Origin of the sequence: Kitasatospora aureofaciens (genome assembly GCF_019192735.1) — a bacterium.
In the GTDB taxonomy this organism is placed as follows: Bacteria; Actinomycetota; Actinomycetes; order Streptomycetales; family Streptomycetaceae; genus Kitasatospora; species Kitasatospora aureofaciens_A.
Map to the genome: position 1 here is coordinate 1 of NZ_JAHTKP010000058.1, position 25,569 is coordinate 25,569.

Sequence of the window (25,569 nt, forward strand, 5' to 3'; positions counted from 1 at the left end):
CGGCTCGATGAACTCCCACTCCGCATCAGTCAGTTGCGCTCGCGTCACGCGACATGGTCTACCCGATCAGGCCTCGCCATGAGGGCGAATCCCACAGATTGATCACGACCAAATACGCTCCCTAGTGATTAAAGCCATCGTGACCCTGAACCTGCAGCTCAGTGCAGGTGACAGGGTCGTCGGCACCCACAGGGGAGTAGCGAACTGCCGGGAGGTGCCGACGGGCAGGGGGAGGCCCGTCGGCACGGCGGAGAAGGAACGACGGTTGCCGATGACTCAGTGGCAGTCGCCGCCCTCCGGCGGCACGGGCCCCGTACGCTTCGTCGTCTGCCGCCCAGCGCGGGTGCTGGTCACGCGGGCGATGCGAAGACCTGCGTCCACCAGGGCCCGTTGGGGCCGAAGTTGACACCCACGCCGATGGCCGTGAAGTGGCAGTTGAGGATGTTCTCGCGGTGCGGCGGGCTGTGCATCCACTCGTCCACCACTGCGGCCGGGTCCGGCTGGCCGTAGGCGATGTTCTCGCCCCAGAGGCTCCACCGGTAGCCCGCGGCCTCCAGCCGGTAGTCGGCGTGGTGGCCCTCCGGGTCGGGGTGCTCGAAGTAGTGACGGGCGACCATGTCGTCGGAGTGCACCTGGGCGGCGCTCTGCGCTTGGGCGTTGACCGTGAGAGGACCGCAGCCGGCCTTGGCCCGCTCGATGTTGGTGAGGTCGGCGACCTGCTGGGCGAACTGCGCGCCGGTCCCGGTGGCCGGTGGCGTGCTGGTGACGGGTGCGGCGCCGCCGGACCGGCTGCCGGCGGGTGGCGTGGCGGCGGGTGGCGTGCTGGTGGCGGGTGCGGCGCCGCCGGACCGGCTGCCAGTGGTCGCCGTGGCAGCTGGTTTGGAGGCCCGGGCGGTTGAACTGTTCCGACCGGCGCTGACCGGGGCGGAAGGCGAGCCGCCGGCCGATCCCGTACTGCCGGCCGCAGCCGAGGCCGACGGGCCGGTGGACGCGGAGACGGAGGGGGAAGCGGGGGCGGAGGCAGCAGACGAGGTGTCGCCCGGGATGTTCGGAGTCAGTGGCAGATCACCGGTCACCGCCGCCGACCGGGCCGGGTCACCGCCGCCGGAGTGAGCGGAGGACATCATGCTGTGCCCGGCTATGCCGGCCACGACGAGCGCCGTGGCCGCCGAGATCACCGCAGCGCGGCGGCGGCTGGAGGTGGCTGCCCGCCGCCGGGTACGCCGGGTGCGCGTCCCGGCGGTGCCCGGTGCGGGAGCGAGTGTGTCCTCTTCGGGCGCAGGGCCGTGCCCCGGTCCCTCCCCCATGTACCGCGGGATGGGCTTCGTGAAGTCGTCGTTCATGGTGGTCTGCTTCCTGAGCGGATTCGCGCCGGTGGCTTTTCGTTCCGACACCGTGGGAGACCGCCCGGAAGAACCGGGACAACGAAAATAGTTCGGCCGATCTTCACGGCGGCATTTCTGTTGTCCGCCGCGCCGCGGCAGGTCTCCAGCGCATGGGGGTCCGTGCGATCGAGACGAGTGAGGACAACGGATGCACAGGGAAGGCGGCATAGACACGGAGGCGGTCGCGGCCGCGCGCGCCGGGGACGAACAGGCCCGGGAACGGCTAGTCGCCGGGTATCTGCCGCTGGTCTACAACGTCGTCGGCCGGGCGATGAACGGGCATCCGGACGTGGACGACGTGGTGCAGGAGACCATGATCCGCGTGGTGGGCGGCCTCGGCGGCCTGCGGAACCCGTCCTCGTTCCGGTCCTGGCTGGTGGCGGTCGCGATGAACGAAGTGCGCCGTTACTGGTCGACCCGCACCGCGCCCGCCTCGGCCCTCGATGCCATGGACCAGCTGGCAGACCCGGCCGGGGACTTCGTCGGGCTCACGGTCCTGCGCCTCGGCCTGTCCGGGCAGCGCCGCGAGGTCGCCGAGGCGACCCGCTGGTTGGACGAAGGAGACCGGGACCTGCTGTCGCTGTGGTGGCTGGAGGCGGCCGGCCGGCTCACCCGGGCGGAACTGACCGCCGCTCTGGAGCTGTCCTCGCGACACGCGGCGGTGCGGGTCCAGCGGATGAAGGAGCAGTTGGAGGTCGGCCGTACGGTGGTCCGGGCGCTCGCCGCCTCGCCGCGCTGCCCCGAACTGGCCGAGCTGACCACGGCCTGGGACGGGCGGCCGAGTGCGCTGTGGCGCAAACGGATCGCACGGCACATCCGGGCCTGCGACGGTTGCGCGGATCTCGGCCAGGACCTCGTTCCGGCCGAAGGACTGCTCGCCGGGCTCGCGCTGGTGGTCCCGCTGCACGACGCCACGGCCCACGGCCTCCTCACCGGCGGCCTGTCGCTGCACACCGGCCAGGCGGTGCCCGGCGCCACCGGAACCGTCCCCGCGACGGCTCAGCCGACAGCACCGGACACGCAGTCCCACGCGAACGTTGCGCACTCCTCGCACCGGACCGGAACCCACCCGCGCGGCACCCGACGCGGCGCGCGCCACCGCCTGCGGCACGGTGCCCAGTTGGCCGGTGCGCTCACCATCACCGTCGCCGCACTGGTCACCGTCCGAGCGCTTCCGGACCAGGACGACTCCCCGCGAGCCGCCCCCGCCTCCCTACCGACGCCCGAGATCACCACGGCCCCCGCCGCGGCCCCGACCACGGCCGGCGCCGCCGTACCGACCACCTCCGCCAGTTCAGCGTCCCCGGCCGCCTCAGCCGATCCGACGCCCACCCCGAGCGCGACCCCGCCGCCGCGCAGCCCCGAACAGCAACTCGTCGACCTGATCAACGCCGAGCGCGCCAAGAACGGCTGCCGTCCGCTGCACGTCGACCCCAGACTCCACACCGCAGCCCAACAGCACTCCCAGGACATGGCCGCCCACCACTACTTCGACCACCTCGATCCGGAAGGCAGCCGAGGGAACAGCCGGATCACCGCAGCCGGCTACCAGTGGAGCACGTGGGGCGAGAACCTCGACCGGAAGAGCAAGACACCCGCAGACGTGCTGACCGACTGGCTGGACGGAGCCATCCACCAACAGAACATCCTCGACTGCAAGTTCACCGACGCCGGCGTCGGCACCGCCCCCACCCCCGCTGGCCCACTCTGGACCCTCGACCTCGCCGCCCCCAACTGACTACCCCACCACCCAACCCACCCCTCGGCAGCCCCCGGCCGCCGGGACACCGCGCGGCCCCTGAAGGGTGTCAAAACTCCGATCAGGCTGCTGCCTCCGCCAGGAGGGCGGAGGACCATCACGTTGGAGCTGCCTCGGTCGGGGCCTTGCCCGACTCCACCAGAATCTGCGGCTTGCGGTCCGCGACGTAGCGCCGGACCTGCTGATAGGAGACCTCGGCGCCGTGCTCCTCCACCAAGCGGTGGAAGATCCGGGTGACCGTGTGCCGCTGCTTGCGCGGCGCATCCAGATCGGCCCGCAGGATCCCGTCGACCACCGCCTTGTACGGATCCAGCGCGGTCGCGCGCGGCGGGAGCTTCTTCCGCGGCTCCGGCCAAACCGAGTCCACGGCCTTCCTGATCGTCCGCCACGACGCGTTGTACTTGCGCGCGATCTCCAGCAGCTTCATGCCGTCCCGGTGGTCACGCCGGATCGACAGCTCGACCTTCGCCATCTGCGGCATGACCAGGGCCTTTCACCAGGAGCACTCCCGATGCTGACCTGGCAAGTACCCCGGTGACGTCGAAACTCGTGAACATCACCCATCCGTGGTTCGAGGTGACTCCCAAACTCGCGAACAACTGACGTCACGACTCGTGATTAAAGCCACTCCCGTGTCCTGGAGGGGGACGAGGTGGTTTCCGGGCTGGCTGAGCACGATGAGGACGCTGCCGGGTGGAAGGGGCAGCGAGCCGAGGACTGAACCGCTGCGGGTTCAGTAGAGACTCTAGGTTGTGGCTGTGACCTGCAGGTTTGGCTGCTGTTGGTTGTAGTACTTGGCTTCGTACTCGATGGGTGGGGTGTGGCCGAGTTCACTGTGGAGTCGGGTGGAGTTGAACCAGTCGACGTACTCGGCGGTGGCGATTTCGACGTCGGTGAGGGTCCGCCAGGGCCCTTGGCGCTTGATGAGTTCGGTCTTGTACAGGCCGATGGTCGATTCCATCAGGGCGTTGTCCAGGGCGTCTCCGACGGTGCCGATGGAGGCCGCGATCTGTTCGGCCGCCAGGTGGGTTGCCAGGCGGAACGACGTGTACTGCGATCCGGCATCGGAGTGGTGTATCAACTCCCTTGGTATGATGGGGAATCCGGAGCGGTCTCGCTGCCACAGGCCCATCTCCAGGGCGGACAGGATCAGCGGGGTCTGCTTGTTGGTGGCTGCCGACCAGCCGACGATCCGCCGGGAGAAGGTGTCGACGACGAAGGCGACGTAGACGGTGCCGGCCCAGGCCGCCACGTGCGTGAAGTCCGCGACCCAGACCCGATTGGGAGCGCTCCCGACGAAGTTGCGCTTCAGTAGGTCGGGTGCCCGGTCGACGCTCTTGTCCGAGACGGTGGTGACAACTTTCTTGCCGCGCACCGCTCCTGACAGTTCCTCTGCCTTCACGAGGCGTGAGACTGTGCACTGGGCGACGGTGTGTCCGCGCCGGTTGAGTTCTGCCCAGACCTTGCGGTAGCCGTAGACGCCGTAGTTGCTCTCGTGGATCTCCTTGATGAGTGGGATGAGCTCCGCGTCGCGGCGGGCGCGGGCGGAGGTGGTGCCGCTCTTGTGGGTGTAGTAGGTGCTGGGGTGGATACTGCAGGCGTTCGCGGTGAGCGTCCTGCAGATCGGCTCGACTCCGCCGAAGCGGTCCCGATGCTCGTCGATGAACGCTACGAGCGTGTGTGTGGCCGGTCGAGCTCGGCCGCGAAGAAAGACGCCGCGGCCTTGAGGATCTCGTTGGCCCGCTTCAGCTCGGCGTTCTCCCGCTTGAGCGCCTTCATCGCCGCGGATTCCTCGGTCGTCGTGCCCGGCCGGGTGCCGGCGTCGGTCTGGGCCTGGCGGACCCACTTGCGCAGGCTCTCCGGGCCCACGTCGAGCTTGGCGCCGATCGACCGGATGCACTGGTACTCGGTCTCGTACTGATCACGGGTCTCCAGCACCAGGCGCACCGCCCGCTCCCGGACCTCGCTGGGGTATGGCTTCCTCATAACGGGCTCGATCCTTCCAAGAGAAGAAGTCTCGGTCAAACCCGCAGCGGTTCAGTCTTCAGGTGATCTTCGAGATTCTCTCGGACTGCGAACACGTTCAGTGCGGAGTGGGGGAGCATGAGGCGCCCGCTTTCGGCTTGGACGAGCGGCCTGGTGCGCATCGGGTTCCTGCCGGTCATGAAGGCGTCGACGACCTCTGCTGGTGTGGCGCTGCCAAGATCAAGACGGAACCGCCCGACGACTGCTTCAACTCGTTCCCCGGAGATGCCAGTGTGCGCGGCGATGTCCTCGACTGTGACCGTCACCTCGTCGGCGCCGGGCTCGAACATCGACATGAGACTGGAGCCTGCGAGGTCGATCAGTTCACCGTTTGGCTGGCCAGCCTGTGTCGCGGCCATGGCGCTCAGCACTGCACTGCGCATGGCATCCATGCGGTTGTTCATGCCGTCCTCTTGCAGGCCGTGGCATGCCTGCAGAACGGTGATGGCGTCGGTCGCATCGAAGCCGAGTTCGGCATTCAATGCCGCGCGAACATTCGGATCTTCATCGAGGAGCTCACGGTTGGTTGCCTCGACCATCTCCGGATATGACGAGTTGCGCATCCACACCTCGGCGCCGAGAAGAAGCAAGGTCACCAGGGCGAGTTTGTCGCCCCGATCCGCAGTAGCAAAAGCCCGGATCTGTGCAAGATGAAGGAGCTCGTTGAGGTCCTCTCTCGCCTCCTCAGACACGAAACGGCTCATCTCCTGGTCCGCGACTGGACCGGGGAGCGGGATGCCAGCTGCCGCCGCTTCCTGACACGCAGCAAGGGAGACAAGCGCGAGCAGCTCTACTTGAGCAGCGCTGGCTTCTGCAACAACCGGCACTGTTCCCTCAGGTGCCATAGGAAGCAACGTCAGGCGAGCCACCTCGATGAGCCGGATCGCGTCGAATCGGCGAAGCTTCGCGACAAGATCGGCAAGGGCGCCGTCGAATGTCATACCGGCAGCCGCTTCAGGGTCGTCGGCATCGGCGAACCGGGCCATCAGGTCCATCAGCGACACCCAGGACTCGACCATCGCACGAGCATGCGGGTCAAATGCCGATGATGACGAGGAAGCCTGAGGCTTCCTCCTCTTCCGAGCTTCGCGGCGCTTCGATCGAGAACCCATCGACCAACTTCATCACACTTCGAGACTCTTGAGCCAACAGATTCACACGCCGGACGCGGCACAGCCCAGCGCCACGGGCCTGCAGGGCACGCGGTGACGCTGGGACAGCTCAAGTGCTCACAGAGCAGTCGACCAGACTGCTTGATGCCCGCGCGAGAACGGAATCTCCCGATAGCCCGCCTCGTGGCATACCGGCTGTCCATCATGGAGGTATGACGTCCAGCGACTCCACCCCGGTACACGCGCGACCCGAGATCACAGCGGTGACGCGGCAAGACATCTTCACGTACGTGCGCGGAATGTCGAGCCCCTGGTGGGGAAAGCTGGACGAGGTCACGTTCCTGGAAGGCCTCTACGACCTGGACCGACGCTCGTCAGAGGACGGCCGACTCCCGACTGTCCGGGCCGAGATCCAGCAGCACCGGCTCAACAACGACGACCTGGCCGACGACTGGATTTTCGAGGACCCCAGGTTGGAGCTTGCCCAGGGGCCGGATGAGGTGTTGCTCGCCTTTCTGGCACGGGTGGTCCATCCCGAGGTGGCAGCCGATGTCGAGGAGGCGATGGCGCATGTCGAGGAGCTGAACCGGCTTCTGGCACCGGACGGATGGGGCCTGCGCTCCTACGAGTTCGTTTCCGGCCGCCCGCTGTACACCCCGGTCCGTGTCGCGCAGACGGGCCCGCTGGTCCCGTTGCCGCTGGGCGATGAGGACACGGTCAAGCTCGACCTGGTCCTGGGCCAGACCTACAGCCTCCTGGACTGCGCCGGCGAGGAGAGCGCACGCGACCTGCTGCGCACCGCGGTACTGACCCTGCGTCGCGACGGCGGCTTCTTCCACCCCATGCCGGGGGACGGTTGGACGGAGGCCACGTACGAGGCGGTCCTGACGGTGGAGCGCGAGCTCCTGCACGCCTTCACCGAAGAGACGAAGGACTTGGTCTGGCGGACGCTGGTGAGCGTACTCAGCCAGCTCGGTCGCATCGACGTCCAGGGCCTCGTAGTCGAAGGCGATCCCTGGCCCATGCCCAACATCGCACCGGACTGGCGGACCCAGGGCATCGCACCTGCCACCCCCATCGTTCGCGGCTTCCGCCTCCCCTTCACCACCACCGAGTTCGACGTCACCCGAGGAGACTTCGCCAGCCTGGAGATCCGCGGGTCCCAAGACGGCGATGGGCTCCAGCACCTCTACGACGCCCGCGCACGCCGAATGATCACCGATTTCGTCCTCGACGATCGGCCCCAGGTAGCGACCCTGCTCAGCGTCACCATCATCAAGAAGGGCGACAGCTACACGCCGAGGATCAAGCTCTGGAAGAAGGACAAGAAGAAGGCGGGGGACACCTCCATCTCGCAGATGATGCCGGACACCGGCGCCACCCGGGCCGTCAAGGCGCTCGTCGACACCGGCGACGTTCACGAGAACTTCTGGAAGGTCATCAACTTCCTCCAGGGCTGCGCCGGCCTGAGCACTCCCGGCGACCTCCACCGGCTGGTGACCGGGGACGAAGCGCAGCTGGCCCAACTGCTGACCGGTCAGGACCGGACGATGGTTCTCGGCGCGGTCAGGACCGCGATCGGCGGTGGCCTCACGGAAGAGGACATCCGGCTGATCAGCAACCGCAAGGAACAGCTCCAGCGGTTCGAGCAGCTCCTCACCGATCCGGACTACTTCCAACAGGCGGAGAATCTGGCCACGACACGCGGGGCGGAGGCGGTCTGGCAGGCCTTCTTCGAGGAGAACCAGTGGATCTTCGGTTACGGCCTCAACCTCATCGCCTGTGAATCCATCGACGACGGCAAGCTGGAACGCATCACCACAGGCGCCAGTATTTTCGGCGGGGCCGGCAAGCGCATCGACGCTATCATGCGTTCCAAGGGCCTGATCAGCAGCATGCTCTTCTGCGAGATCAAGACCCACGAGACGGAACTACTCGGCAAGACCCCGTACCGATCGGGCGTCTATCAGGCATCGAAGGAGCTGGGCGGGGGTGTGGCCCAGGTGCAAAAGACCGCCAACAAGGCCCAACAGCTCATCGCCCGTGAGTTCCTCGATCGCATCTACGAGGACGACGGCACCCCGATCGATGTCGGGCTGTCCACCACCCGCCCCCGGCAGGTCGTGGTGATCGGGAGCCTGCAGGAGTTCATCCAGAACGGTGCTGTGAACCCGGAGAAGCTCAGTTCCTTCGAGCTGTACCGGACCTCCATCCAGGACGTCGAGATCATCACCTTCGACGAGCTCTACCAGCGGGCGTGCTTCATCGTCGCGGACCGCTGAGTCTGGTCGACGTCAGCGCATCGGGGCAAGCTCAGCCCCCAGGTGGCAGACCGTCAGCATCACGCTGGCCTGTCACCTGGAGGCGGGTCTGTCTGAAAGGCACTGACACACCCCACACTGGTGAGTGGCCGGCTGGGCCTCAACTAAGGCGTCAATCGACTTCCCCGAGTCATCACCTGTGCCGCGAGGCGACTCCCGCCAGACTGCCTTGGTTTTTACAAACCGAGGCGTTTCCAGAACATCAGCCGACTGTCAGTCAGGGAAGCGGGTCGCCGCATAGTGCAGTTGCAGTGCCAGTAGCAGCCCCAATCGTTGCTCCGGTAGGGCGTGCGACGAACCGCAGCAGTTCAAGCCAGCTTCCCGAATTCGGTTCAGTGCTAGAGGAGTTGGTCGATGTCGAAGACGGCTGTCACCGGTGCGTGGTCGCTCCAGCGTTCGGCATGGGAGGCGGGGCGTTCGACGTAGGCCTCGATGGCGGTGTCCGCGAGTTTCTGACTGACCATCAGATAGTCAATCCTCCAGCCCGAGTCGTTGTCGAAGGCGCGGCCGCGGTAGGACCACCAGGAGTAGGGGCCGGTGCGGTCGGGGTGGAGGGCGCGGACGACGTCGACGTAGCCGGCCTCGTCGTAGACGCGGGAGAGCCAGGCGCGTTCCTCGGGGAGGAAGCCGGCGGACTTCTGGTTGGACTTCCAGTTCTTGAGGTCCTCGGGGCGGTGGGCGATGTTCCAGTCGCCGCAGACGGCGACCTCGCGGCCGTCGGCGGCGGCGCGGGCGCGCAGGGCGGTGAGGTGGACGAGGAATTCCGCCATGAAGCGTTCCTTTTCGTCCTGGCGCTCGGTGCCGACCTCGCCGGAGGGGAGGTAGAGGCTGGCGACGGTCAGCCCCGGGAGGTCGATTTCGACATACCTGCCCGAATTGTCGAATTCCTCCGAGCCGAACCCGATCACGGTCCGCTGCGGCTTCTGCCGCGACAGCACGGCGACGCCGGCCCGGCCCTTGGCGACGGACGGCGCCCAGACCGCGTGCCAGCCGTCCAGGTCGCGCAGTTCGACGGGCAGTTGCTCGGGCTCGGAGCGCACCTCCTGCAGGCAGATCACGTCCGCCTCGGTGCCGGCCAGCCACTCGACGAAGCCCTTCTTGGCCGCCGCCCGGATTCCGTTCACGTTCACACTCGTCACCACGATCACCCGGGCAGCCTACCGAGTGCGCCGGTGCGGTCCCGGGCGTGACGCGCGCCCGCGCCGAATGACGTGAACGCGGTATGAAGCCGTGCGACGGTCGCACCAACCGTCGCCATTGGTCTTGACCATCTCCGGACGAAGCCCCTAGGGTCGCTTACTGCAAAGACCTTTAATAAAGAAGGACGGATAAAGGCCCGCTCTCCCACCTGCCGCAACAGCGGACAGCGGGCCGGGGTTCCGCCCTCCTTCTCGCAGGGCGGACACAACAGGGTGGAGGACACGGTGGGGACGACAGGGCAGCTCACGACGGTTCCGGAACCGAAGTACTGGCACCTGCGCACGGTGCTGCTCCGCGCCATCGACTCGGAGTTCTCCACCGGCCAGGTCCTGCCCAACGAGCGCGAGCTCTCCGCCCGCTTCGGCGTCGCCCGCGCGACCCTGCGCCAGGCGCTCGACCAGCTGGAGCTGGAGGGCCGTCTGGTCCGCCGCCGGGGCATCGGCACCCTGATCGCCGCCCCCCGGGTCGGCGTGCCGGTCAACCGGCAGGAGGAGGGCTGGCCCGGCGTCGGCCGCAGCCAGGCCTGGCGCACGATCGACTGCACCACCGCCCCGGCCTCCGCGCAGCTCGCCAAGAACCTCGGCATCGCCGAGGGCGCCACCGTGCACACCGTCCGCCGGGTCCGCCTCGTCGAGGGCCGGGCCGTGGCCACCGAGTCGCTGCACGTGCCCGCCGCCGCCCTCCCGCACCTGCCCGGCTTCCGCGCCGAGAGCGACCGCGCCCGCTCGGTGCTGCGCCAGCTGGAGCGGCTGGAGGTGGACGGCGAGTCCCGCTCGGTCGAGCTCGGCGTCGCCGAGGCCGACGAGGCCGTCCTCCTGGAGCGCCCGCCCGGCTCCCCGGTGCTGGTGATGACCACCCAGTACGCCGCGGCCGGCCGCCTGGTGGCGCTCGCGGTCTCCACCTACCGCGCCGACACCTGCAAGCTCACCTTCGGCGAGACCGGCCTCGTCGAGGTCACCCCGGTCGCCGCCACCCCCGAGGTGCGCAGCGCCTCCTGAACCATCCCGCACCCACCCTCAGACCGAGGCCCGGACGCCCAACAGGCGCCCGGGCCTCAGTCGTTGGCGTTGGGGGCGAGGTCCGAGGTATGCCGCCCCCTGACCGTCAGGCCCTCGGCGGGTCGACGGCGAAGAGCTGGTCCTCCACGTGGTCGAGGGCCACGCGCAGGGCGCCCATGGCGACGACCTCGGAGCCGAGGGCGGCCAGGGCCACCTCGGGGGCGCGGAGGGTGAACTGGGCCAGGCGTTCGCGGAGGGGTTCGAGGACGCCGTCGAGGCCGGCGGCCCAGCCGCCGACGACGACGAGCCGGGGGTCGATGGCGAGGACCAGGGCGGCGACGGACTGGACGAGGCGGGTGAGGAAGCGGTCCATGGCGACCTTGGCGACCTCGTCGCCCTCGCGGGCGAGGCGGAGGACGCGGGCTACGGCGGCCTCGTCGAGCGGGTTCAGGGGCTTGCCGGTGGTGGAGAGGAGGCGCTCGGGGGTGACCTCCTGGCCGAGCAGGTGGAGGGCGCCGATCTCGCCGGCGGCGCCGCCGTAGCCGCGGTGGAGCCTGCCGTTGATGAGGGAGCCGGCACCGGGGCTGAGGCCGGCCATGACGAAGACGACGTCGTCGGCGCCGACCGCTGCGCCCTGCCAGTGTTCGGCGATGGCGGCGAGGTTGGCGTCGTTCTCGATCAGGACGGGGCAGCGGAAGGAGCGGCGCAGGCGGGCGCCGAGGTCGAGGCCGGTCCAGCCGGGCATCGCGGTGCCGAGCTGGATCGTGCCCTCGCGGTCGACGATGCCGGGGGTGCCGATGCCGACGGCCCACAGGTTGTCGCGGGAGATGCCGGCCTTGCGCAGCACCTCGGCGACGGCGGTGCGGACGGCGGCGAGGCGGTCCTCGGCCTCCAGGGTCTCGTCGACGGGCCTGAAGTGACTGCCCACCACCTCGCCGGTGAGGTCGGCGAGGATGACGCGGATGTCGTGGACGCCGATCTCGATGCCGAGGATGTGCCCGGCCTCCGCCCGGAAGCGGAACCAGCGGGCGGGCCGGCCGCGGCGGCCGGTGCCCGGCTGGCCGTCCTCCCTGGGCTGGTCGACCTCGGCGACCAGCCCGGTCTCCACCAGGCCCTCGATGACGCCCTCGACGGTCGGACGGGAGAGCCCGGTCTCGCCGACGAGCTGAGTGAGGGTCACGGAGTGGCCGGTCCGCAAGGCACGGAGCGTGACCGCCGCGTTGATCCGCCGCAGCAGTGAGGAGTCTCCGCCGGTGAGCCGATCCGCCAAGACGATGCCCTTCGCCGTTCGCGCGACTGCCCTGGCGCGCGGTGTCGAGTGCGCGGTGACCACCGGATGGCCCGCGAGAGTCTGCCGCCCGGCTCGCGGCTCGGCGGCGGGAGGCCGCCTGCGCCAGGGCCGGGGGCGTGGGCCCGTCTCCGAGCCCAGCCGGATGCTACCCGGGTGCGGGCCCGGCGGGCGAGAATCCTCGCAGCTCACCCCGGCTTCGGTATCGAAATGGTACGCACCGGGTGGCGGTGCGTGACCCGGGCTTTACCGGCCGGGCACGTTTCGTCCGATCGGGGGTCGCCGGGAGGCTGCGGACCACCGCGCACGGGCCCCGCCGACGGAGCCCACGCTGCGCCAGGAGCCGATCGACAGGGCGGACAGCGCGGAGCCGATCGAGCCGATGGACGCGAACGAGCCGATCGAGCCGATGGACAGGAAAGAGCCCACCGAGCCGATCGAGAGGAACGATCCGACGGAGCCGATCGAGAGCATCGAGCCGAGCGACGAGATCGAGCCGATCGAGCCGAGCGACGCGATCGACGCCAATGAGTCCGGGGCCGGTGAGTCCGTGCAGCGCGAAGACCGGGGCATGGCCTTGATCGTAGCGGCGGATCAGGGCACCCGGGCGACGAACAGGTGCTGCCCCAGCAGCCCCATCGGGTGCCCGTCCTCGGGCAGTCCGAGGACGGTCGTGCAGCCCGCCGCCGTCAGCGCCGCGCGCCAGCGCTCCGCCGGGGCCGAACACGGGAACTCTCCGGGCTCGTCGGGCTCACCGGGCTCGCCGGTGAGCAGCAGGTCGAGCTGCTCCTCGACCGGCGCGACGAGCAGCAGCCGCCCGCCGGGGGCGAGCAGGCGGACGAGCTCGGTGACGGTGATGTCCGGATCGCCGCCGCCCGTGGCGATGACGACGTCGAACCGGTCGCCGTCGGGCAGCGGGTGGTGCTCGATGGTCTGGCGGGGGCGGGCGGAGAGGGCGCGGGCGATGGCGGTGTCGGTGCCGTCGCCGTCGCCGAGTTCGAGGACCCGCAGGGGTGCGGGGCCGTCGTGCGCCTCGGCCATGCCGCGGACGAGGGAGCCGAGCGCGGCGCCGAAGTAGCCGCGGGCCGCGGTCCAGCGGACCGGGGGGACGGCGGGGCGGGGCGGCTCCTGGCCGGTGATCCGGCGGGGGAGCCGGAGGGCGGCGCGCCGGACGCGGTCGAGGGCGGCGGCGGGGCCGAGGCCGTCGGTCCAGACGTCGGCGGCGGGGCGCCAGGTCTCGCGGACCTCGGCGGCGGCGAGTGCCGCCGCGCCGACGTAGGTGTCGCCGTGGCGGGTGATCAGGCCGCGCCGGGCGAGGGCGTCGAGCCAGCGGAGCACCTGGGGGCGGTACGCGGGGGTGACGAGCACGGTGTCGAGGATCTCGGCCTCGGTGTGGCCGACGGCGGGGTCGGTGAGGACGTCGTACTGCTGAAGGGTCAGCAGGAGCGAGGTGAGGACGGCGTGGTCGAGGCGCTCGCCGAAGGCGCGTATCTGCTCGGCGGTGATGCCGATGGCGTGCTTCCAGGCGGCGGTGGTGGCGGCGTCGACAGCGGCGCGCAGGCGGTGTTCGGCGACCTCGGCGTCGCTGTGCGGTTCGCGGAGGTGGGCGACGACGGCGCCGAGCGCGTCGACGGCGGCGTAGACGTCGTCCTGCCGGGGCTCCGGGCCGACGTGCAGGACGAGCCGCAGCGCGGACAGGTCGTACGCGGCGAGGCCGGGCACGCGGCCGATCCGCCAGAGCAGGTCGGACGGCAGGCTGACGTGGGTGGTGGCGGTGCCGGCGAGGGCGGCGAGCTGGTCGCCGGGGTCCTGGTCGGGGTCGCCGCAGTGGACGGTGCCGCCGGCGAGGAGGGTGGCGAGGGCGAGGTCGACGGCGAGGTCGGTGGCCGGGTGGAGCACGGTGTGCCGGATCGGCGGCGGGCCGAGGATGCCCGCCCAGTGCCGCAGCCGCTGTTCGGCGGCGCGGGCGCCGCTCGCGGACAGCGTGGCGTGCGCGGCGACCCGCTCGGCGACGGCTCCGGGCAGGCCGCCCGGCGTGGAGACGCCGAGCAACAGGCCGATGCCGCTGATCGAGCGTCCGCCGGCGATGACGGCGGGCCGGTCGCCGAGCTCGCGCAGGGCGCTGACCAGGGCGGGAGACGTGGGCAAGGTGATCACTCCGGGTGGGCGGGGGAAGCCGGACTACTGAACCACGCGGTCGGCCCGGTCGACCCCGAATCCCGGTAAAGATTCGTAATGATTTTCATATCAACCAGTCAAGTGCGGGGTGGCGATGCCGCCGCGAACATGCCGGAACTTCGCAATCCGGATAGCTTCCGGAAAGCCTCCCGATGCCTTGACACCCGCTTCGCGTCCTGAATTACTGAGCCTGGGGGTAGCCCTGACCGAACGATCGGTAGGGGTGCGTCCCGGGGCTCGGCCGACCTGCGAAGGAGCGACGATGACCAGCAGCGCACCCGACACACCGGGACGCCTCGGCGAGCCGATCCCGCCCGGACTGCTGGACGCCGGTGAGCGGATGAGCGTCGACGAGTTGCGCGCCCACCAGCTCGCCCGGCTGCAGGCCACCCTCCGGCACGCGTACGACAACGTCGAGCTGTACCGCCGCAAGTTCGACGCCGCCGGGGTCGGGCCCGAGGACTGCCGCAGCCTCGCCGACCTCGCCCGCTTCCCGTTCACCACCAAGGCAGACCTGCGCGAGGGCTATCCGTTCGGCCTGTTCGCCGTCCCGATGGAGCAGGTCCGCCGGATCCACGCCTCCAGCGGCACCACCGGGCGCCCGACCGTCGTCGGCTACACCGAGAACGACCTGGCGATGTGGGCCGACGTCGTCGCCCGCTCGATCCGCGCGGCCGGCGGCCGGCCCGGGCACAAGGTGCACATCGCGTACGGCTACGGGCTGTTCACCGGCGGGCTGGGCGCGCACTACGGCGCCGAGCGGGCCGGCTGCACGGTGATCCCGGCGTCCGGCGGCATGACCGCGCGCCAGGTGCAGATCATCCAGGACTTCCGGCCCGAGATCATCATGGTCACCCCGTCGTACATGCTGACCCTGCTCGACGAGTTCGAGAAGCAGGGTATCGACCCGCGCGGCACCTCGCTGCGCGTCGGGATCTTCGGCGCCGAGCCGTGGACGGAGGAGATGCGGCGCGAGATCGAGGAGCGGCTCGACCTCGACGCCGTCGACATATACGGCCTGTCGGAGGTGGTCGGCCCGGGCATCGCGCAGGAGTGTGTGGAGACCAAGGACGGCCTGCATATCTGGGAGGACCATTTCTACCCGGAAGTCGTGGACCCGCTGGCCGATCAGCCGGGGGCCGACGAGGTGCTGCCGGACGGGGAGAGCGGCGAACTGGTCTTCACCTCGCTCACCAAGGAGGCGCTGCCGGTGATCCGCTACCGGACCCGCGACCTCAGCCGGTTGCTGCCGGGCACCGCGCGGCCGGCGTTCCGGCGGATGGAGAAGGTCACCGGGCGCAGCGACGACATGATCATCCTGCGCGGGGTGAACGTCTTCCCGACCCAGATCGAGGAGATCCTGCTGCGCACCCCGGGCGTCGCGCCGCACTTCCAGCTGCGGCTGAGCCGGCAGGGGCGGATGGACGCGATGATGGTGCGCGTCGAGGCGCGGCCGGACGCGCCGGCCGAGCAGCGGGCGGCGGCGGGGGCGGCGATCGTCCGGGCGGTGAAGGACGGAGTGGGCGTCACGGTCGTGGCGGAGGTGGTCGAGCCGTACACGCTGGAGCGCTCGGTCGGGAAGATCAAGCGGGTGGTCGACGAGCGCGGGTGAGGCCCGCGCGGGCATCCGGATATCCCGCGCGGGCACCCGGATATGGCGTGACGGAGGCGGACGGCAGTCCGGGGGGTGTGCCGTACGCCTCCGTCGCGTCTACAGCAATGTAGACGGTTGCTGGCGGGAGAGTCCAGCTCAGCGGCGCCGACGCGCCCGCGCGGACAGCGCCAGGGCGACGGCCATGACCACCGCCAGCGCCAGGCTCACCGGGCCGGTGCCCAGGCCCAGGCCGCCGCGGGCCGGGCCCACGCCCGCCCAGTCGGCGAACGAGGCGCCCAGCGGACGCGTGAGCACGTACGCCCACCAGAACCCGGCCACCGGGCCCACCCAGCCGGCCCGCGCGGTGACCGCCGGGACGGCTATCAGCGCGGCGAAGACCAGGCCGGCGATCAGGTAGCCGAGGTGCAGCGTGGCCGCCGACAGGTCGCCCACGGCGGTGCCCAGGGCGAAGGTCAGCAGCACGGCGGCCCAGTAGAACAGCTCCCGGCGCAGCCCGGTCACCCGGTCGATCGCCAGCGAGCCCTCCACGCGGTGCCAGAGCACGAACAGCGCCGCCAGGGCCACCGCCAGCGTGCCCGCCGACACCGCGTACGGCACGTCGAGCGCGACGTGCGCCACGTCGGCCACCATCGTGCCGAACACGCTCACCAGCACCACCACGCCCCAGTACACCCCGGGCACGCAGCGGCGCAGCCGCAGCTGGACGATCAGGGCCACCGCCAGCAGCAGGCCGGCCGCGGCGACGGCGGGCACCGGGCCGACGGTGTGGGCGAGGAAGTCGGAGAGGGTCTCGCCCATGCCGGTGGTGAGGATCTTCACCAGCCAGAACCAGGCGTCCACCGACGGGACCTTGCTCGCCCCGGTCGTCCCCGCCGCGGTCCGGGCGTGGGTGTTCGGCCGGGGCATCGTCGAGTGCTGGGCCATGTCAGCGCCCGGAGCCGTCGACGGAGCCGTCGAGGGAGGCATCGACGGTGGAGCCGACGACGGTGTTGCCGGTCAGCTCGCCGCTCGCGCCGTCCACGGTCACCAGGTGGCGCACGCCGTCCGGGCCCACGACCACGACGGCCCAGGCGGCGGTGCCGCCCTGCGCGGTGACGCGCTTCAGCGACTCGGCCCGGCCACCGGGGACGGCGGCCTGCGCCTTCTCCAGCGCGGTCGAGGCGGCGAGGGAGGGGAGCGGGGCGGGGGCGGTGCCGTCGCCGTTCTCGCTCTGCCCGCCGTGGTGGCGGCCGCCCTTGCCGCCCTTGCCGTTCTCGTCGTGCGAGCCCTGCGAGTCGTGCGAACCGCGCGCACCGTGCGAGCCGTGCGAGCCGTACGAGCCCTGCTCGTCGCCGCCGTTCTCGCCCCGGCCGCGCTCGCCCCCGTCCTCGGCCCAGTTCATCGCCCCGTGGTGCCCGCGCCCGTGCTCCTCGTGGGCGACCGCCAGCGCCAGCCCGCCCGCGCCGACCAGCGCGACGGCGGCCACTCCGGCGACGATGCGGCGCTCCCGGCCGCCCGCCCAGGCGCGCAGCCGCGCCGCCCGGCGCCGCTTCGGCGCGAGCTCCGGAATCTCCTCCGGGCCGTGGTCCGGGCCCTCCGGGAGCGGGGTGGTGGACGACGTGGAGTCGGTCATCGGGCGTTCTCCTTGCCTCGGAAGCTCCGCGCGCCCGGAACCGCCCGGGCCGCGCCCGGCGATCATGACGGACCGTTCCTGAACCTCCGCTTAAGGTGCCGACGGGTCGCTCGGCGGCACCTGGCACCCTGAATGGATGCACATTCTCGTCGTCGAGGACGAACACCGGATGGCCACCGCACTGCGGCGCGGCCTGGAGGCGGACGGACACACCGTCGACACCGCCCACAACGGGCCCGAAGGCCTCGCCCTCGCCGACCGCCACCCCTACGACGTGATCGTCCTCGACATCATGCTCCCCGGCCTCAACGGCTACCGGGTCTGCGCCCGGCTGCGCGCCAAGGGATGCCGCGCCGGGATCCTGATGCTCACCGCCAAGGACGGCGAGTGGGACGAGGCCGAGGCCCTCGACACCGGTGCCGACGACTACCTGTCCAAGCCGTTCTCCTTCGTCGTCCTGCTCGCGCGCCTGCGCGCCCTGCACCGCCGCATCGACCAGCAGCGCCCCCGCCTGCACACCCTCGGCGACCTCGTGCTCGACGCCAACGCCCGCACCTGCACCCGGGCCGGCACCCCCACCCACCTCACCGCCCGCGAGTTCGCCATCCTGGAACACCTGGCCGCCCGCGCCGGCACGGTCGTCTCCAAGCGCGAGATCCTCGACCACGTCTGGGACGCCGACCACGACGCCGAACCCAGCATCGTCGAGGTCCACATCCACGCCCTGCGCCGGAAGATCGACGCCCCCTTCGGCCGCGCCGCCCTCCAGACCATGCGCGGCGCCGGCTACCGGCTCGCGCCGGACGGAGGCTGAGATGCGCGTCGGCATCCGACTCCCGGGCCTCCAACTCCCGGGTCGGCTGCCCCGGTTGCGCCGGTTCCTCCCACGGACGGTCCGCGCCCGGGCCACCGCCGCCGCCGGGACGGTGCTCGGCGCAGCCCTCGCCCTCGCGAGCGCCGGACTGCTCGCCGTCCTGCACGCCGACCTGGTCGCCTCCGCCGCCTCCGCCACCCGCCAGCAGGCCGAGAGCGTCGCCCAACTCGCCGCCCAGGGACGGCTCACCCCCGTCCTCCACGCCGGCCACGGCACCGACTTCCTCCAGGCCGTCGACGCGCACGGCACCGTCCTCGCCGCCAGTCCCAACCTGGCCGGCCGGCCCGCCCTCAGCGCCGACGGCCGCACCGGCTCGCACACCACCGACGACGTCGACCCGCTGTACGAACACCACCGCCAGCGGCTCACCGCCGTCACCGCCGACACCCCCGGCGGGCCGGTCACCGTCTACGCGGGCGCCTCGCTGCGCGCCGCCGACGAGGCGCTCGACATCACCCAGGCCGGGCTCGCCGTCGCCTGCCCGCTGCTGCTGCTCACCGGGATCGTCGTCACCTGGCGGGTCACCGGGCACGCGCTGCGCCCGGTCGAGGCGATCCGCGCCGAGGTGGACGCCATCACCGGGCAGGACCTGCACCGCCGGGTGCCCGAACCCGGCACCGCCGACGAGATCGCCCGCCTCGCCGCCACCATGAACGCGATGCTCGACCGGCTGGAGGCCTCCGGACGGCGCCAGCGCCAGTTCATCGCCGACGCCTCGCACGAACTCCGCAGCCCGCTCGCGGTGCTGCGCACCCAGCTGGAGGTCGCCGACACCCACCCGGACCCGGCCGTGCGGGCCGAGCTGGTGCACGGGGCGCTCCAGGACACCGACCGGCTGCAGAGCCTCGCCACCGACCTGCTGCTGCTCGCCCGCCTCGACGCGGGCGGCACCGACGACCGGCCGCGGCAGCGGGTCGACCTGACGGCGCTGGTCGCCGACACCGTGCTCGGCCGGCCCGCAGGCCCGCACCGGCGCACCACCGACCTCGCCCCGGGCGTCGCGGTCGACGGCATCCCGCTCTGGCTCGGACGGCTGCTCACCAACCTGCTCGACAACGCCGGCCGGCACGCGGCGAGCACCGTCTACGTCCGGCTGGCCGCCGACCGGGCACGCGGCGTGGCCGTCCTGGACGTCGAGGACGACGGACCCGGCATCCCGCCCGCCGACCACGGGCGGGTCTTCGAGCGCTTCACCCGCCTCGACGACGCCCGCAGCCGCGACGAGGGCGGCAGCGGCCTCGGCCTCCCGATCGCCCGCGACATCGCCCGCCACCACGGCGGCACCCTGGCCGTCACCCCGACCCCGTCCGGTGCCCGCCTGACGGCGACGCTCCCGCTGGCGGCGGAGGAGCTCTAGCGGGACACGGGCTTCATCTACCCGTTCGGCGCACCCGGGGTCGTGGGGGCGGCCTCGGCTTCCCAGACTCGGAGGAAAGGGGGTGGACTCAACAGGAGAGGCATCCTCATGAGCATCGGGCTTCGCCGCGTCGTCGCGGTCACCGCAGTGGTTTCGATCGGCCTCGGCGTGGCGTCGTGCGGCAGCGCCAAGCAGTCCACCGGCGGTGCGAGCGCGAGCGGAGGCAGTGCGGCTGCGGTCGGTGCCGTGAAGATCGGCCTGCTGCTGCCGGAGACCAAGACCACCCGGTACGAGCAGTTCGACCGCCCGTTGATCGAGAAGAAGATCAAGGAGCTCGCGCCGGACGCGCAGATCGACTACTACAACGCCAACCAGGACGCCACGGTCCAGCAGACCCAGGTGGACACCGCCCTCACCAAGGGCGACAAGGTGCTGATCCTGGACGCCGTGGACTCCAAGTCGATCCAGTCTTCCGTCCAGAAGGCCCACGCCGCCGGCGTCAAGGTGCTCGCCTACGACCGCCTCGCCCAGGGGCCCGCCGACGCGTACGTGTCGTTCGACAACCACAAGGTCGGCGAACTCCAGGGCCAGGCCCTGGTGGCGGCGGTGGGCGGCAAGGCGAGCGCCGGCGAGATCTTCATGATCAACGGCTCGCCCACCGACCCCAACGCGGCCGACTTCAAGGCCGGCGCGCACAGCGCGATCGACGGCAAGCTGAAGATCGGCAAGGAGTTCGACACGCCCCAGTGGGACCCGAACACCGCCAACCAGGAGGCGGCCGCGGCGATCACCGCGATCGGCGCGAACAACGTGGTCGGCGCCTACTCGGCCAACGACGGCATGGCCGCCGGTGTCGCGACCGCGCTGAAGGCGGCCGGCATCAGCGTCCCGCTCACCGGCCAGGACGCCCAACTCGACGCCATCCAGCGGATCCTGGCGGGCACGCAGACCATGACGATCTACAAGCCGTTCAAGCCGGAGACCGACACCGCCGGGGAGATGGCCGTCGCCCTCGCCTCGGGCAAGGCGCTGGACTCCACCCTCGCGCCGACCACGGTGACCAACGGCAGCGGCAACAAGGTGCCCGCCAACCTGATCACTCCGGTCGTCGTCAGCAAGGACAACGTCAAGACCACCGTGGTCGCCGACGGCCTCTACACCGTCGCCCAGATCTGCACGCCGGACTACGCCGCCGCCTGCAAGGCCGCCGGCCTCCAGTAAACGCGGATCGGTCCCCCACACGAAATACGCCCCGCCCCCACCTCGGGGGCGGGGCAAGGGAGTTGGTCACTGTGGCAGGTGAGACCGTACTGGCCCTGCGCGGGGTCTCCAAACGGTTCGGCGCCGTCCAGGCGCTCACCGACATCGAACTGGAGGTGCACACCGGCGAGGTGGTGGCGCTGGTCGGCGACAACGGCGCCGGCAAGTCCACCCTGGTCAAGGCCATCGCCGGGGTGCACCAGCCGGACGAGGGCACGATCGAGTGGCAGGGCCGGCCGGTCACCATCCACCGCCCGCAGGACGCCCAGCACCTGGGCATCGCCACCGTCTACCAGGACCTCGCGCTCTGCGACAACCTCGACGTGGTCGGGAACCTCTTCCTCGGCCGCGAGATCCGGCGCTTCACCATCCTCGACGAGGTCGCGATGGAGAAGCGCTCCCGGGCGCTGCTCGACACCCTCTCGATCCGCATCCCGAGCGTCCGGATCCCGGTCGCCTCGCTCTCCGGCGGCCAGCGCCAGGTGGTCGCGATCGCCCGTGCGCTGATCGGCTCGCCCAAGGTCGTCATGCTGGACGAGCCGACCGCCGCCCTCGGCGTCGAGCAGACCGCCCAGGTCCTCGACCTGGTCGAGCGGCTGCGCGAGCAGAACCACGGGGTGATCCTCATCAGCCACAACATGGCGGACGTGATGGCCGTCGCGGACACCGTCGCGGTGCTGCGCCTCGGCCGCAACAACGGCGTCTTCGACAAGCGCTACACCAACCAGGAAGAGATCATCTCGGCCATCACCGGCGCCACGGACAACGCCGTGACCCGCCGGCAGGCCCGTGGCCAGGAGGGTTCCGAGTGAGCGAGAACATTCCCGGGAGCCCGCAGGGCGGCGAGCCCGAACGCCACCGCGCCCCGCTGCCCGAGGACAGCATGCCCAAGGGCGGCGTCAACGCGCCCGTCCCGGTGGCGCCCGACGCCATCCCGGCGGTCGACCCGCGGCTGATCGTCCGCCAGGAGGGCATCAAGGGCTATCTGGGTGAGTTCCGTCGCCGGATGAGCAGCGGCGAACTCGGCTCGCTGCCGGTCGTGCTGGCGCTGATCGTGATCTGGTCCGTGTTCGGCAGCCTCAACAGCAGCTTCCTCTCCGCCCAGAACCTGTCCAACCTGTCCCAGCAGATCGTCGGCACCGGCATGATCGCGATCGGGATCGTCTTCGTGCTGCTGCTCGGCGAGATCGACCTGTCGGTCGGCTCGGTCAGCGGCCTGTGCGCGGCGCTGTTCGCCGTCCTGAACGTCACCCACGGGGTCAACGAGTGGGTGGCGCTGCTGGTGGCCCTCGCGGGCGGCGCCGCCGTCGGCCTCATCCAGGGCGTGTTCTTCGCCAAGGTCGGCGTCCCGGCGTTCGTCGTCACCCTCGCCGGTAACCTCGGCTGGAACGGCCTGATGCTCCAGGTGCTCGGCGCGACCGGCACCGTCAACCTGTCCGGCAAGGACATCGTCTCCAGGCTCTACAGCACCATCTACGGGCAGCAGATCGCCGCGTACGGCACGGCCGCCGTCGGCGTCGCGCTGTTCGCCGGAGCCTCGCTGGTCGACGCCCGCCGGCGCCGGGCCGCCGGGGTGCCGTTCCGGCCGGTCGCGGACATCGTGCTGCGGACCGTGCTGCTGGCGATCATCGCCTTCCTCGCCGCCTACACGCTCAACCAGTACAAGGGGCTGCCGCTGGCGCTGCTGATCTTCCTGATCTTCATCGTGGTGCTGGACTTCGTGCTGCGCCGCACCGGCTACGGCCGGCAGGTGTTCGCGCTCGGCGGCAACATCGAGGGCGCCCGGCGCGCCGGTATCAACGTGGCGTGGATCCGGATGAGCGTGTTCACCATCTGCTCGACCATGGCCGCGGTCGGCGGCCTGTTCCTGGCCGCGCAGATCCAGTCGGCCAGCCAGACCTCCGGTGGCGGCAACCTGCTGATGAACGCCATCGCGGCGGCCGTCATCGGCGGCACCAGCCTGTTCGGCGGGCGCGGCAAGACCTGGTCGGCGCTGCTGGGCGCGCTGGTGATCGGCTCGATCCAGTCCGGGATGAACATCCAGGGGGTGAGCAACGCCATCCAGTTCATGATCACGGGCGCGGTGCTGCTCGCCGCGGTGGTCGTCGACTCGCTGGCGCGGCGTACCCAGAAGGCCGCCGGGCGAGCCTGACCACCCGCAGTTGGGCCCTATGCTGCGGGGCATGCCGAGTGAGCTGCGCCTTCATCAACCGGACACCGACCTCGCGTTCATCCTTCGCGAGACCGAGCTGAAGCCCGTCCCGTTCCTCCCCGAGATCAGCCTGCACATGGCCGAGGACGCGATCACTCTCTGGGAGACCACCGAGCGGGCCCGCGGGCGGGCCGGACTGCCGCCGCCGTTCTGGGCGTTCGCCTGGGCGGGCGGGGTGGCCGTCACCCGCTACGTGCTGGACCACCCCGAGGTGGTGGCCGGGCGGACCGTGCTCGACGTCGCGGCCGGGTCCGGCGTGGTGGGCGTCGCCGCCGCGCTGCGCGGGGCCTCGTCCGTCCGCGCCGCCGAGATCGACGCGTACGCCGTCGCCGCGATCGGGCTCAACGCCGAGGCGAACGGCGTCCGGGTGGCGGGCGCGCTGGTGGACCTCGTCGACGGCGACGGCGCCCCGGCCGACGTCGTGCTCGCCGGGGACGTCTTCTACGAACGGGCCATGGCCGCCCGCTTCCTGCCCTTCCTGGAACGGGCCGCCGCCCGCGGCGCCACCGTCATCGTCGGCGACCCCGGCCGGGCCTACCTGCCGCGCGAGCGGTTCACCGCGCTGGCCGCGTACGAGGTGCCGGTCGTGGCCGACCTGGAGGACACGGCGGTCAAGACCACGACGGTGTGGCGGCTGGGCTGACGGGCCGGCTGGGGTCAAGCCGCTGACCGCCTGACGGCGTTTGAACCACTCCCGTTCGAACCTTTCCATTCGAACCACTCCCGTTCGAACGTTTCCCGTCCGGGCGGGAAACCCTTCCCGTCCGGACGGCCGTCGAGGGCTGGCGGCCGTCCCCGGTGCGTGGTCGGCTGGTGACGATGCGTGCGCGAACTCCTCCGTTCCGTCACGTCGTTCCAGTCGTATATCCGCAAACCGGACAAGGACCCGCCATGACCAACCACGACGCCATGCTCGCCTCGCCCGAGGCCGCCGCCGACCTGCTCGGCCGCCTGCCCGACCTGGAGCAGGCCCTCGCCTTCTACCACCGCCACCTGGCGTCCCGCACCGCGATCGACCTGTCCGTCGCGGAGAACATCCTCGTCTTCGAGCACTCGATGCAGAAGAAGGTCTTCGAGGACATCAAACTGATCCCCGAGACGTCCATCAAGTACTCGGCCTCGGCCGGCACCCCGAAGCTGCGTGAACAGGTCGCCGACCTGCTCACCCTGGCGCTCGGCGCCACCGTCGAGGGGGACGACGTCTTCGGCGTGGCCGGGGTCTCCTCCGCCCTGGAGTGCGTGGCCTTCGCCCTCAAGGGCCGCGACCCGGTCGGCCCGCCGCTCAAGGACGGCGACCTGGTGCTGCTCCCGGCGCCGTACTGGCAGGGCTTCAACTGGTCCTTCGAGGAGCGGCCCAAGCTGAAGTGCGTCCCGGTGAACCTGCCCACCACCGGGCCCGACCGGTACCGGCTCACCCTCGCCCAGATCAAGCAGGCCTACCGGGACCAGACCACGCCCGACCGCGCGCCCCGCCTGCTCGTCCTCACCAACCCGCACAACCCGCTGGGCGTCAACTACTCCCGGGCCCTGCTGGAGGAGATCTACACCTGGGTGCTCAACGAAACCGACATGCACATCATCTCCGACGAGATCTACTGCCACTCCCAACTCGACAGCAGCACCACGAAGTTCACCAGTGCCCTGGCGCTGGACGCGTACCGCGAGCAGCCCGACCGGGTCCACGTGGTGTGGGGCTTCGCCAAGGACTTCGGGCTCTCCGGCTTCCGCACCGGCTTCGTGGTCTCCCAGAACACCGCCGTCCGCCGCGCCATGCTCGGCAGCGACGACCCCTCCGAGGCCACCCACCCGCTGCCCTGGTTCACCCCCTTCGACTCGCTGAAGACCTACGTCATCGGGGAACTGCTGAGCGCCCCCGCCGACGGGCCCACCTCCGAGCTCTACACGACCTACGCGATGCGCGAGTACTCCAAGCTGCTCAGCGCGAGCTTCCGTACGGTCCGGGCCGCCCTGGACGCCGCGGGGATCGAGTACGTCCACCACGAGGGCGACAACGCCGCCCAGTTCTTCTGGCTCGACCTCACCAAGTACCTCGGCAAGCGCCCCGACCACTCCCACGAGGAGGACGCCGGTCCGATGTCGCTCGGCGCGCACGGCCTCGACCCGGACGAGGAGCGGCTGTTCGACTACCTCCGCGCCAAGCCCACCGAGGTCTCCCTGCTGCCCGGCGGCGTCATGCACAACTCGGTGCCCGGCTACTTCCGCCTCTGCTACACCGCCCGCCAGCCCGAGGAGGTCCGCGCTGCCGTACAGCGGGTGGGCAAGGCGCTGGGGCAGCTGAAGTAGCCGCTCGGGCCGGCGGCCGACCGCAGCTGCTCCGACCTGCCCGTGCTCCGACCTGCCCGAGGCACTCCG

Annotated in this window: 21 protein-coding genes; 11 read left to right on the plus strand and 10 right to left on the minus strand. The window is 70.9% G+C overall.

All coding sequences use genetic code 11. From position 1 onward, the window contains the following. Window positions 1–350: 350 nt before the first annotated feature. Complete coding sequence (locus KV557_RS33630) at window positions 351–1,343, minus strand: CAP domain-containing protein (protein WP_218205363.1); 993 nt, start codon at window positions 1,341–1,343, stop codon at window positions 351–353. 190 nt (window positions 1,344–1,533) lie between these two features. On the opposite strand from KV557_RS33630, the gene KV557_RS33635 reads away from it, so the two are divergent. Beyond that, complete coding sequence (locus KV557_RS33635) at window positions 1,534–3,123, plus strand: sigma-70 family RNA polymerase sigma factor (protein WP_218205364.1); 1,590 nt, start codon at window positions 1,534–1,536, stop codon at window positions 3,121–3,123. A gap of 118 nt (window positions 3,124–3,241) precedes the next feature. Here the strand turns inward: KV557_RS33635 and KV557_RS33640 are convergent, their stop codons facing one another. From KV557_RS33640 to KV557_RS33650, 3 genes are all read right to left on the minus strand, one after another. Then, window positions 3,242–3,625 carry a hypothetical protein gene (locus tag KV557_RS33640; protein ID WP_256178346.1) on the minus strand — a complete coding sequence of 128 codons (384 nt, stop codon included), beginning with the start codon at window positions 3,623–3,625 and terminating at the stop codon, window positions 3,242–3,244. Window positions 3,626–3,889: 264 nt separating this feature from the next. Further along, window positions 3,890–5,130 (minus strand): IS3 family transposase gene (locus KV557_RS33645; protein WP_256178347.1). Its coding sequence is split into 2 segments (ribosomal slippage): window positions 3,890–4,857 and window positions 4,857–5,130, totalling 1,242 coding nucleotides; the frame shifts between segments, so codons are not numbered across the junction. A gap of 35 nt (window positions 5,131–5,165) precedes the next feature. Beyond that, window positions 5,166–6,188 (minus strand): hypothetical protein, encoded by a 1,023-nt coding sequence (locus tag KV557_RS33650; RefSeq protein ID WP_218205365.1) that lies wholly within the window; start codon window positions 6,186–6,188, stop codon window positions 5,166–5,168. Between the two features lie 305 nt (window positions 6,189–6,493). Here KV557_RS33650 and KV557_RS33655 point away from each other — a divergent pair, with 305 nt between their 5' ends. Continuing rightward, window positions 6,494–8,563: a Shedu anti-phage system protein SduA domain-containing protein gene (locus KV557_RS33655; protein WP_218205366.1), complete on the plus strand. Its 2,070-nt coding sequence runs from the start codon at window positions 6,494–6,496 to the stop codon at window positions 8,561–8,563. A gap of 377 nt (window positions 8,564–8,940) precedes the next feature. Here KV557_RS33655 and KV557_RS33660 read toward each other — a convergent pair whose 3' ends face one another. Then, entirely contained in the window at window positions 8,941–9,750 is an 810-nt protein-coding gene (locus KV557_RS33660) for an exodeoxyribonuclease III (protein ID WP_218205367.1), read from the minus strand. Window positions 9,751–10,026: 276 nt separating this feature from the next. On the opposite strand from KV557_RS33660, the gene KV557_RS33665 reads away from it, so the two are divergent. Beyond that, window positions 10,027–10,800 carry a GntR family transcriptional regulator gene (locus KV557_RS33665; protein ID WP_218205368.1) on the plus strand — a complete coding sequence of 258 codons (774 nt, stop codon included), beginning with the start codon at window positions 10,027–10,029 and terminating at the stop codon, window positions 10,798–10,800. Between the two features lie 106 nt (window positions 10,801–10,906). On the opposite strand, the gene KV557_RS33670 is transcribed toward KV557_RS33665, so the two are convergent. From KV557_RS33670 to KV557_RS33680, 3 genes are all read right to left on the minus strand, one after another. Further along, window positions 10,907–12,070 carry an ROK family protein gene (locus KV557_RS33670; RefSeq protein ID WP_218205369.1) on the minus strand — a complete coding sequence of 388 codons (1,164 nt, stop codon included), beginning with the start codon at window positions 12,068–12,070 and terminating at the stop codon, window positions 10,907–10,909. A gap of 264 nt (window positions 12,071–12,334) precedes the next feature. Continuing rightward, entirely contained in the window at window positions 12,335–12,661 is a 327-nt protein-coding gene (locus KV557_RS33675) for a hypothetical protein (protein ID WP_308130199.1), read from the minus strand. A gap of 21 nt (window positions 12,662–12,682) precedes the next feature. Then, window positions 12,683–14,236 (minus strand): class I SAM-dependent methyltransferase, encoded by a 1,554-nt coding sequence (locus KV557_RS33680; protein ID WP_218205370.1) that lies wholly within the window; start codon window positions 14,234–14,236, stop codon window positions 12,683–12,685. A gap of 292 nt (window positions 14,237–14,528) precedes the next feature. Here KV557_RS33680 and paaK point away from each other — a divergent pair, with 292 nt between their 5' ends. Continuing rightward, on the plus strand, window positions 14,529–15,878 hold the full coding sequence (gene paaK, locus KV557_RS33685) for a phenylacetate--CoA ligase PaaK (RefSeq protein WP_218205371.1): 1,350 nt from the start codon (window positions 14,529–14,531) through the stop codon (window positions 15,876–15,878). 138 nt (window positions 15,879–16,016) lie between these two features. Here the strand turns inward: paaK and KV557_RS33690 are convergent, their stop codons facing one another. Beyond that, on the minus strand, window positions 16,017–16,805 hold the full coding sequence (locus KV557_RS33690; protein ID WP_256178348.1) for a COG4705 family protein: 789 nt from the start codon (window positions 16,803–16,805) through the stop codon (window positions 16,017–16,019). Between the two features lies 1 nt (window position 16,806). Beyond that, on the minus strand, window positions 16,807–17,493 hold the full coding sequence (locus KV557_RS33695) for a PepSY domain-containing protein (RefSeq protein ID WP_218205372.1): 687 nt from the start codon (window positions 17,491–17,493) through the stop codon (window positions 16,807–16,809). A gap of 136 nt (window positions 17,494–17,629) precedes the next feature. On the opposite strand from KV557_RS33695, the gene KV557_RS33700 reads away from it, so the two are divergent. From KV557_RS33700 to KV557_RS33730, 7 genes are all read left to right on the plus strand, one after another. Next, a complete protein-coding gene (locus KV557_RS33700) occupies window positions 17,630–18,307 on the plus strand; it encodes a response regulator transcription factor (protein ID WP_218205373.1) in 678 nt (225 codons plus the stop codon). Between the two features lies 1 nt (window position 18,308). Further along, a complete protein-coding gene (locus KV557_RS44235; protein WP_218205374.1) occupies window positions 18,309–19,724 on the plus strand; it encodes a sensor histidine kinase in 1,416 nt (471 codons plus the stop codon). A 108-nt stretch (window positions 19,725–19,832) separates the two neighbouring features. Further along, window positions 19,833–20,945, plus strand: a complete 1,113-nt coding sequence (locus tag KV557_RS33710) for a sugar ABC transporter substrate-binding protein (RefSeq protein ID WP_218205375.1) — start codon at window positions 19,833–19,835, stop codon at window positions 20,943–20,945. A gap of 71 nt (window positions 20,946–21,016) precedes the next feature. Further along, complete coding sequence (locus KV557_RS33715; RefSeq protein ID WP_374106707.1) at window positions 21,017–21,796, plus strand: ATP-binding cassette domain-containing protein; 780 nt, start codon at window positions 21,017–21,019, stop codon at window positions 21,794–21,796. A gap of 71 nt (window positions 21,797–21,867) precedes the next feature. After that, window positions 21,868–23,136: a sugar ABC transporter permease gene (locus tag KV557_RS33720; RefSeq protein ID WP_218205396.1), complete on the plus strand. Its 1,269-nt coding sequence runs from the start codon at window positions 21,868–21,870 to the stop codon at window positions 23,134–23,136. 31 nt (window positions 23,137–23,167) lie between these two features. Beyond that, window positions 23,168–23,839, plus strand: coding sequence for a class I SAM-dependent methyltransferase (locus KV557_RS33725; RefSeq protein WP_218205377.1), 672 nt, complete (start codon window positions 23,168–23,170; stop codon window positions 23,837–23,839). Between the two features lie 248 nt (window positions 23,840–24,087). After that, window positions 24,088–25,500, plus strand: a complete 1,413-nt coding sequence (locus tag KV557_RS33730; protein ID WP_218205378.1) for an aminotransferase class I/II-fold pyridoxal phosphate-dependent enzyme — start codon at window positions 24,088–24,090, stop codon at window positions 25,498–25,500. Window positions 25,501–25,569: the final 69 nt, after the last annotated feature.

Bases quoted from the DNA above. Each gene is read 5' to 3' on its own strand.
- KV557_RS33730 (WP_218205378.1), top strand. From the start codon at position 24,088: ATGACCAACCACGACGCCATGCTCGCCTCGCCCGAGGCCGCCGCCGAC.
- KV557_RS44235 (WP_218205374.1), top strand. From the start codon at position 18,309: ATGCGCGTCGGCATCCGACTCCCGGGCCTCCAACTCCCGGGTCGGCTG.
- KV557_RS33630 (WP_218205363.1), bottom strand. From the start codon at position 1,343: ATGAACGACGACTTCACGAAGCCCATCCCGCGGTACATGGGGGAGGGA.
- KV557_RS33640 (WP_256178346.1), bottom strand. From the start codon at position 3,625: ATGCCGCAGATGGCGAAGGTCGAGCTGTCGATCCGGCGTGACCACCGG.
- KV557_RS33655 (WP_218205366.1), top strand. From the start codon at position 6,494: ATGACGTCCAGCGACTCCACCCCGGTACACGCGCGACCCGAGATCACA.
- paaK (WP_218205371.1), top strand. From the start codon at position 14,529: ATGACCAGCAGCGCACCCGACACACCGGGACGCCTCGGCGAGCCGATC.
- KV557_RS33720 (WP_218205396.1), top strand. From the start codon at position 21,868: ATGCCCAAGGGCGGCGTCAACGCGCCCGTCCCGGTGGCGCCCGACGCC.
- KV557_RS33725 (WP_218205377.1), top strand. From the start codon at position 23,168: ATGCCGAGTGAGCTGCGCCTTCATCAACCGGACACCGACCTCGCGTTC.
- KV557_RS33690 (WP_256178348.1), bottom strand. From the start codon at position 16,805: ATGGCCCAGCACTCGACGATGCCCCGGCCGAACACCCACGCCCGGACC.
- KV557_RS33675 (WP_308130199.1), bottom strand. From the start codon at position 12,661: ATGCCCCGGTCTTCGCGCTGCACGGACTCACCGGCCCCGGACTCATTG.
- KV557_RS33635 (WP_218205364.1), top strand. From the start codon at position 1,534: ATGCACAGGGAAGGCGGCATAGACACGGAGGCGGTCGCGGCCGCGCGC.
- KV557_RS33700 (WP_218205373.1), top strand. From the start codon at position 17,630: ATGCACATTCTCGTCGTCGAGGACGAACACCGGATGGCCACCGCACTG.
- KV557_RS33650 (WP_218205365.1), bottom strand. From the start codon at position 6,188: ATGGTCGAGTCCTGGGTGTCGCTGATGGACCTGATGGCCCGGTTCGCC.
- KV557_RS33695 (WP_218205372.1), bottom strand. From the start codon at position 17,493: ATGACCGACTCCACGTCGTCCACCACCCCGCTCCCGGAGGGCCCGGAC.
- KV557_RS33710 (WP_218205375.1), top strand. From the start codon at position 19,833: ATGAGCATCGGGCTTCGCCGCGTCGTCGCGGTCACCGCAGTGGTTTCG.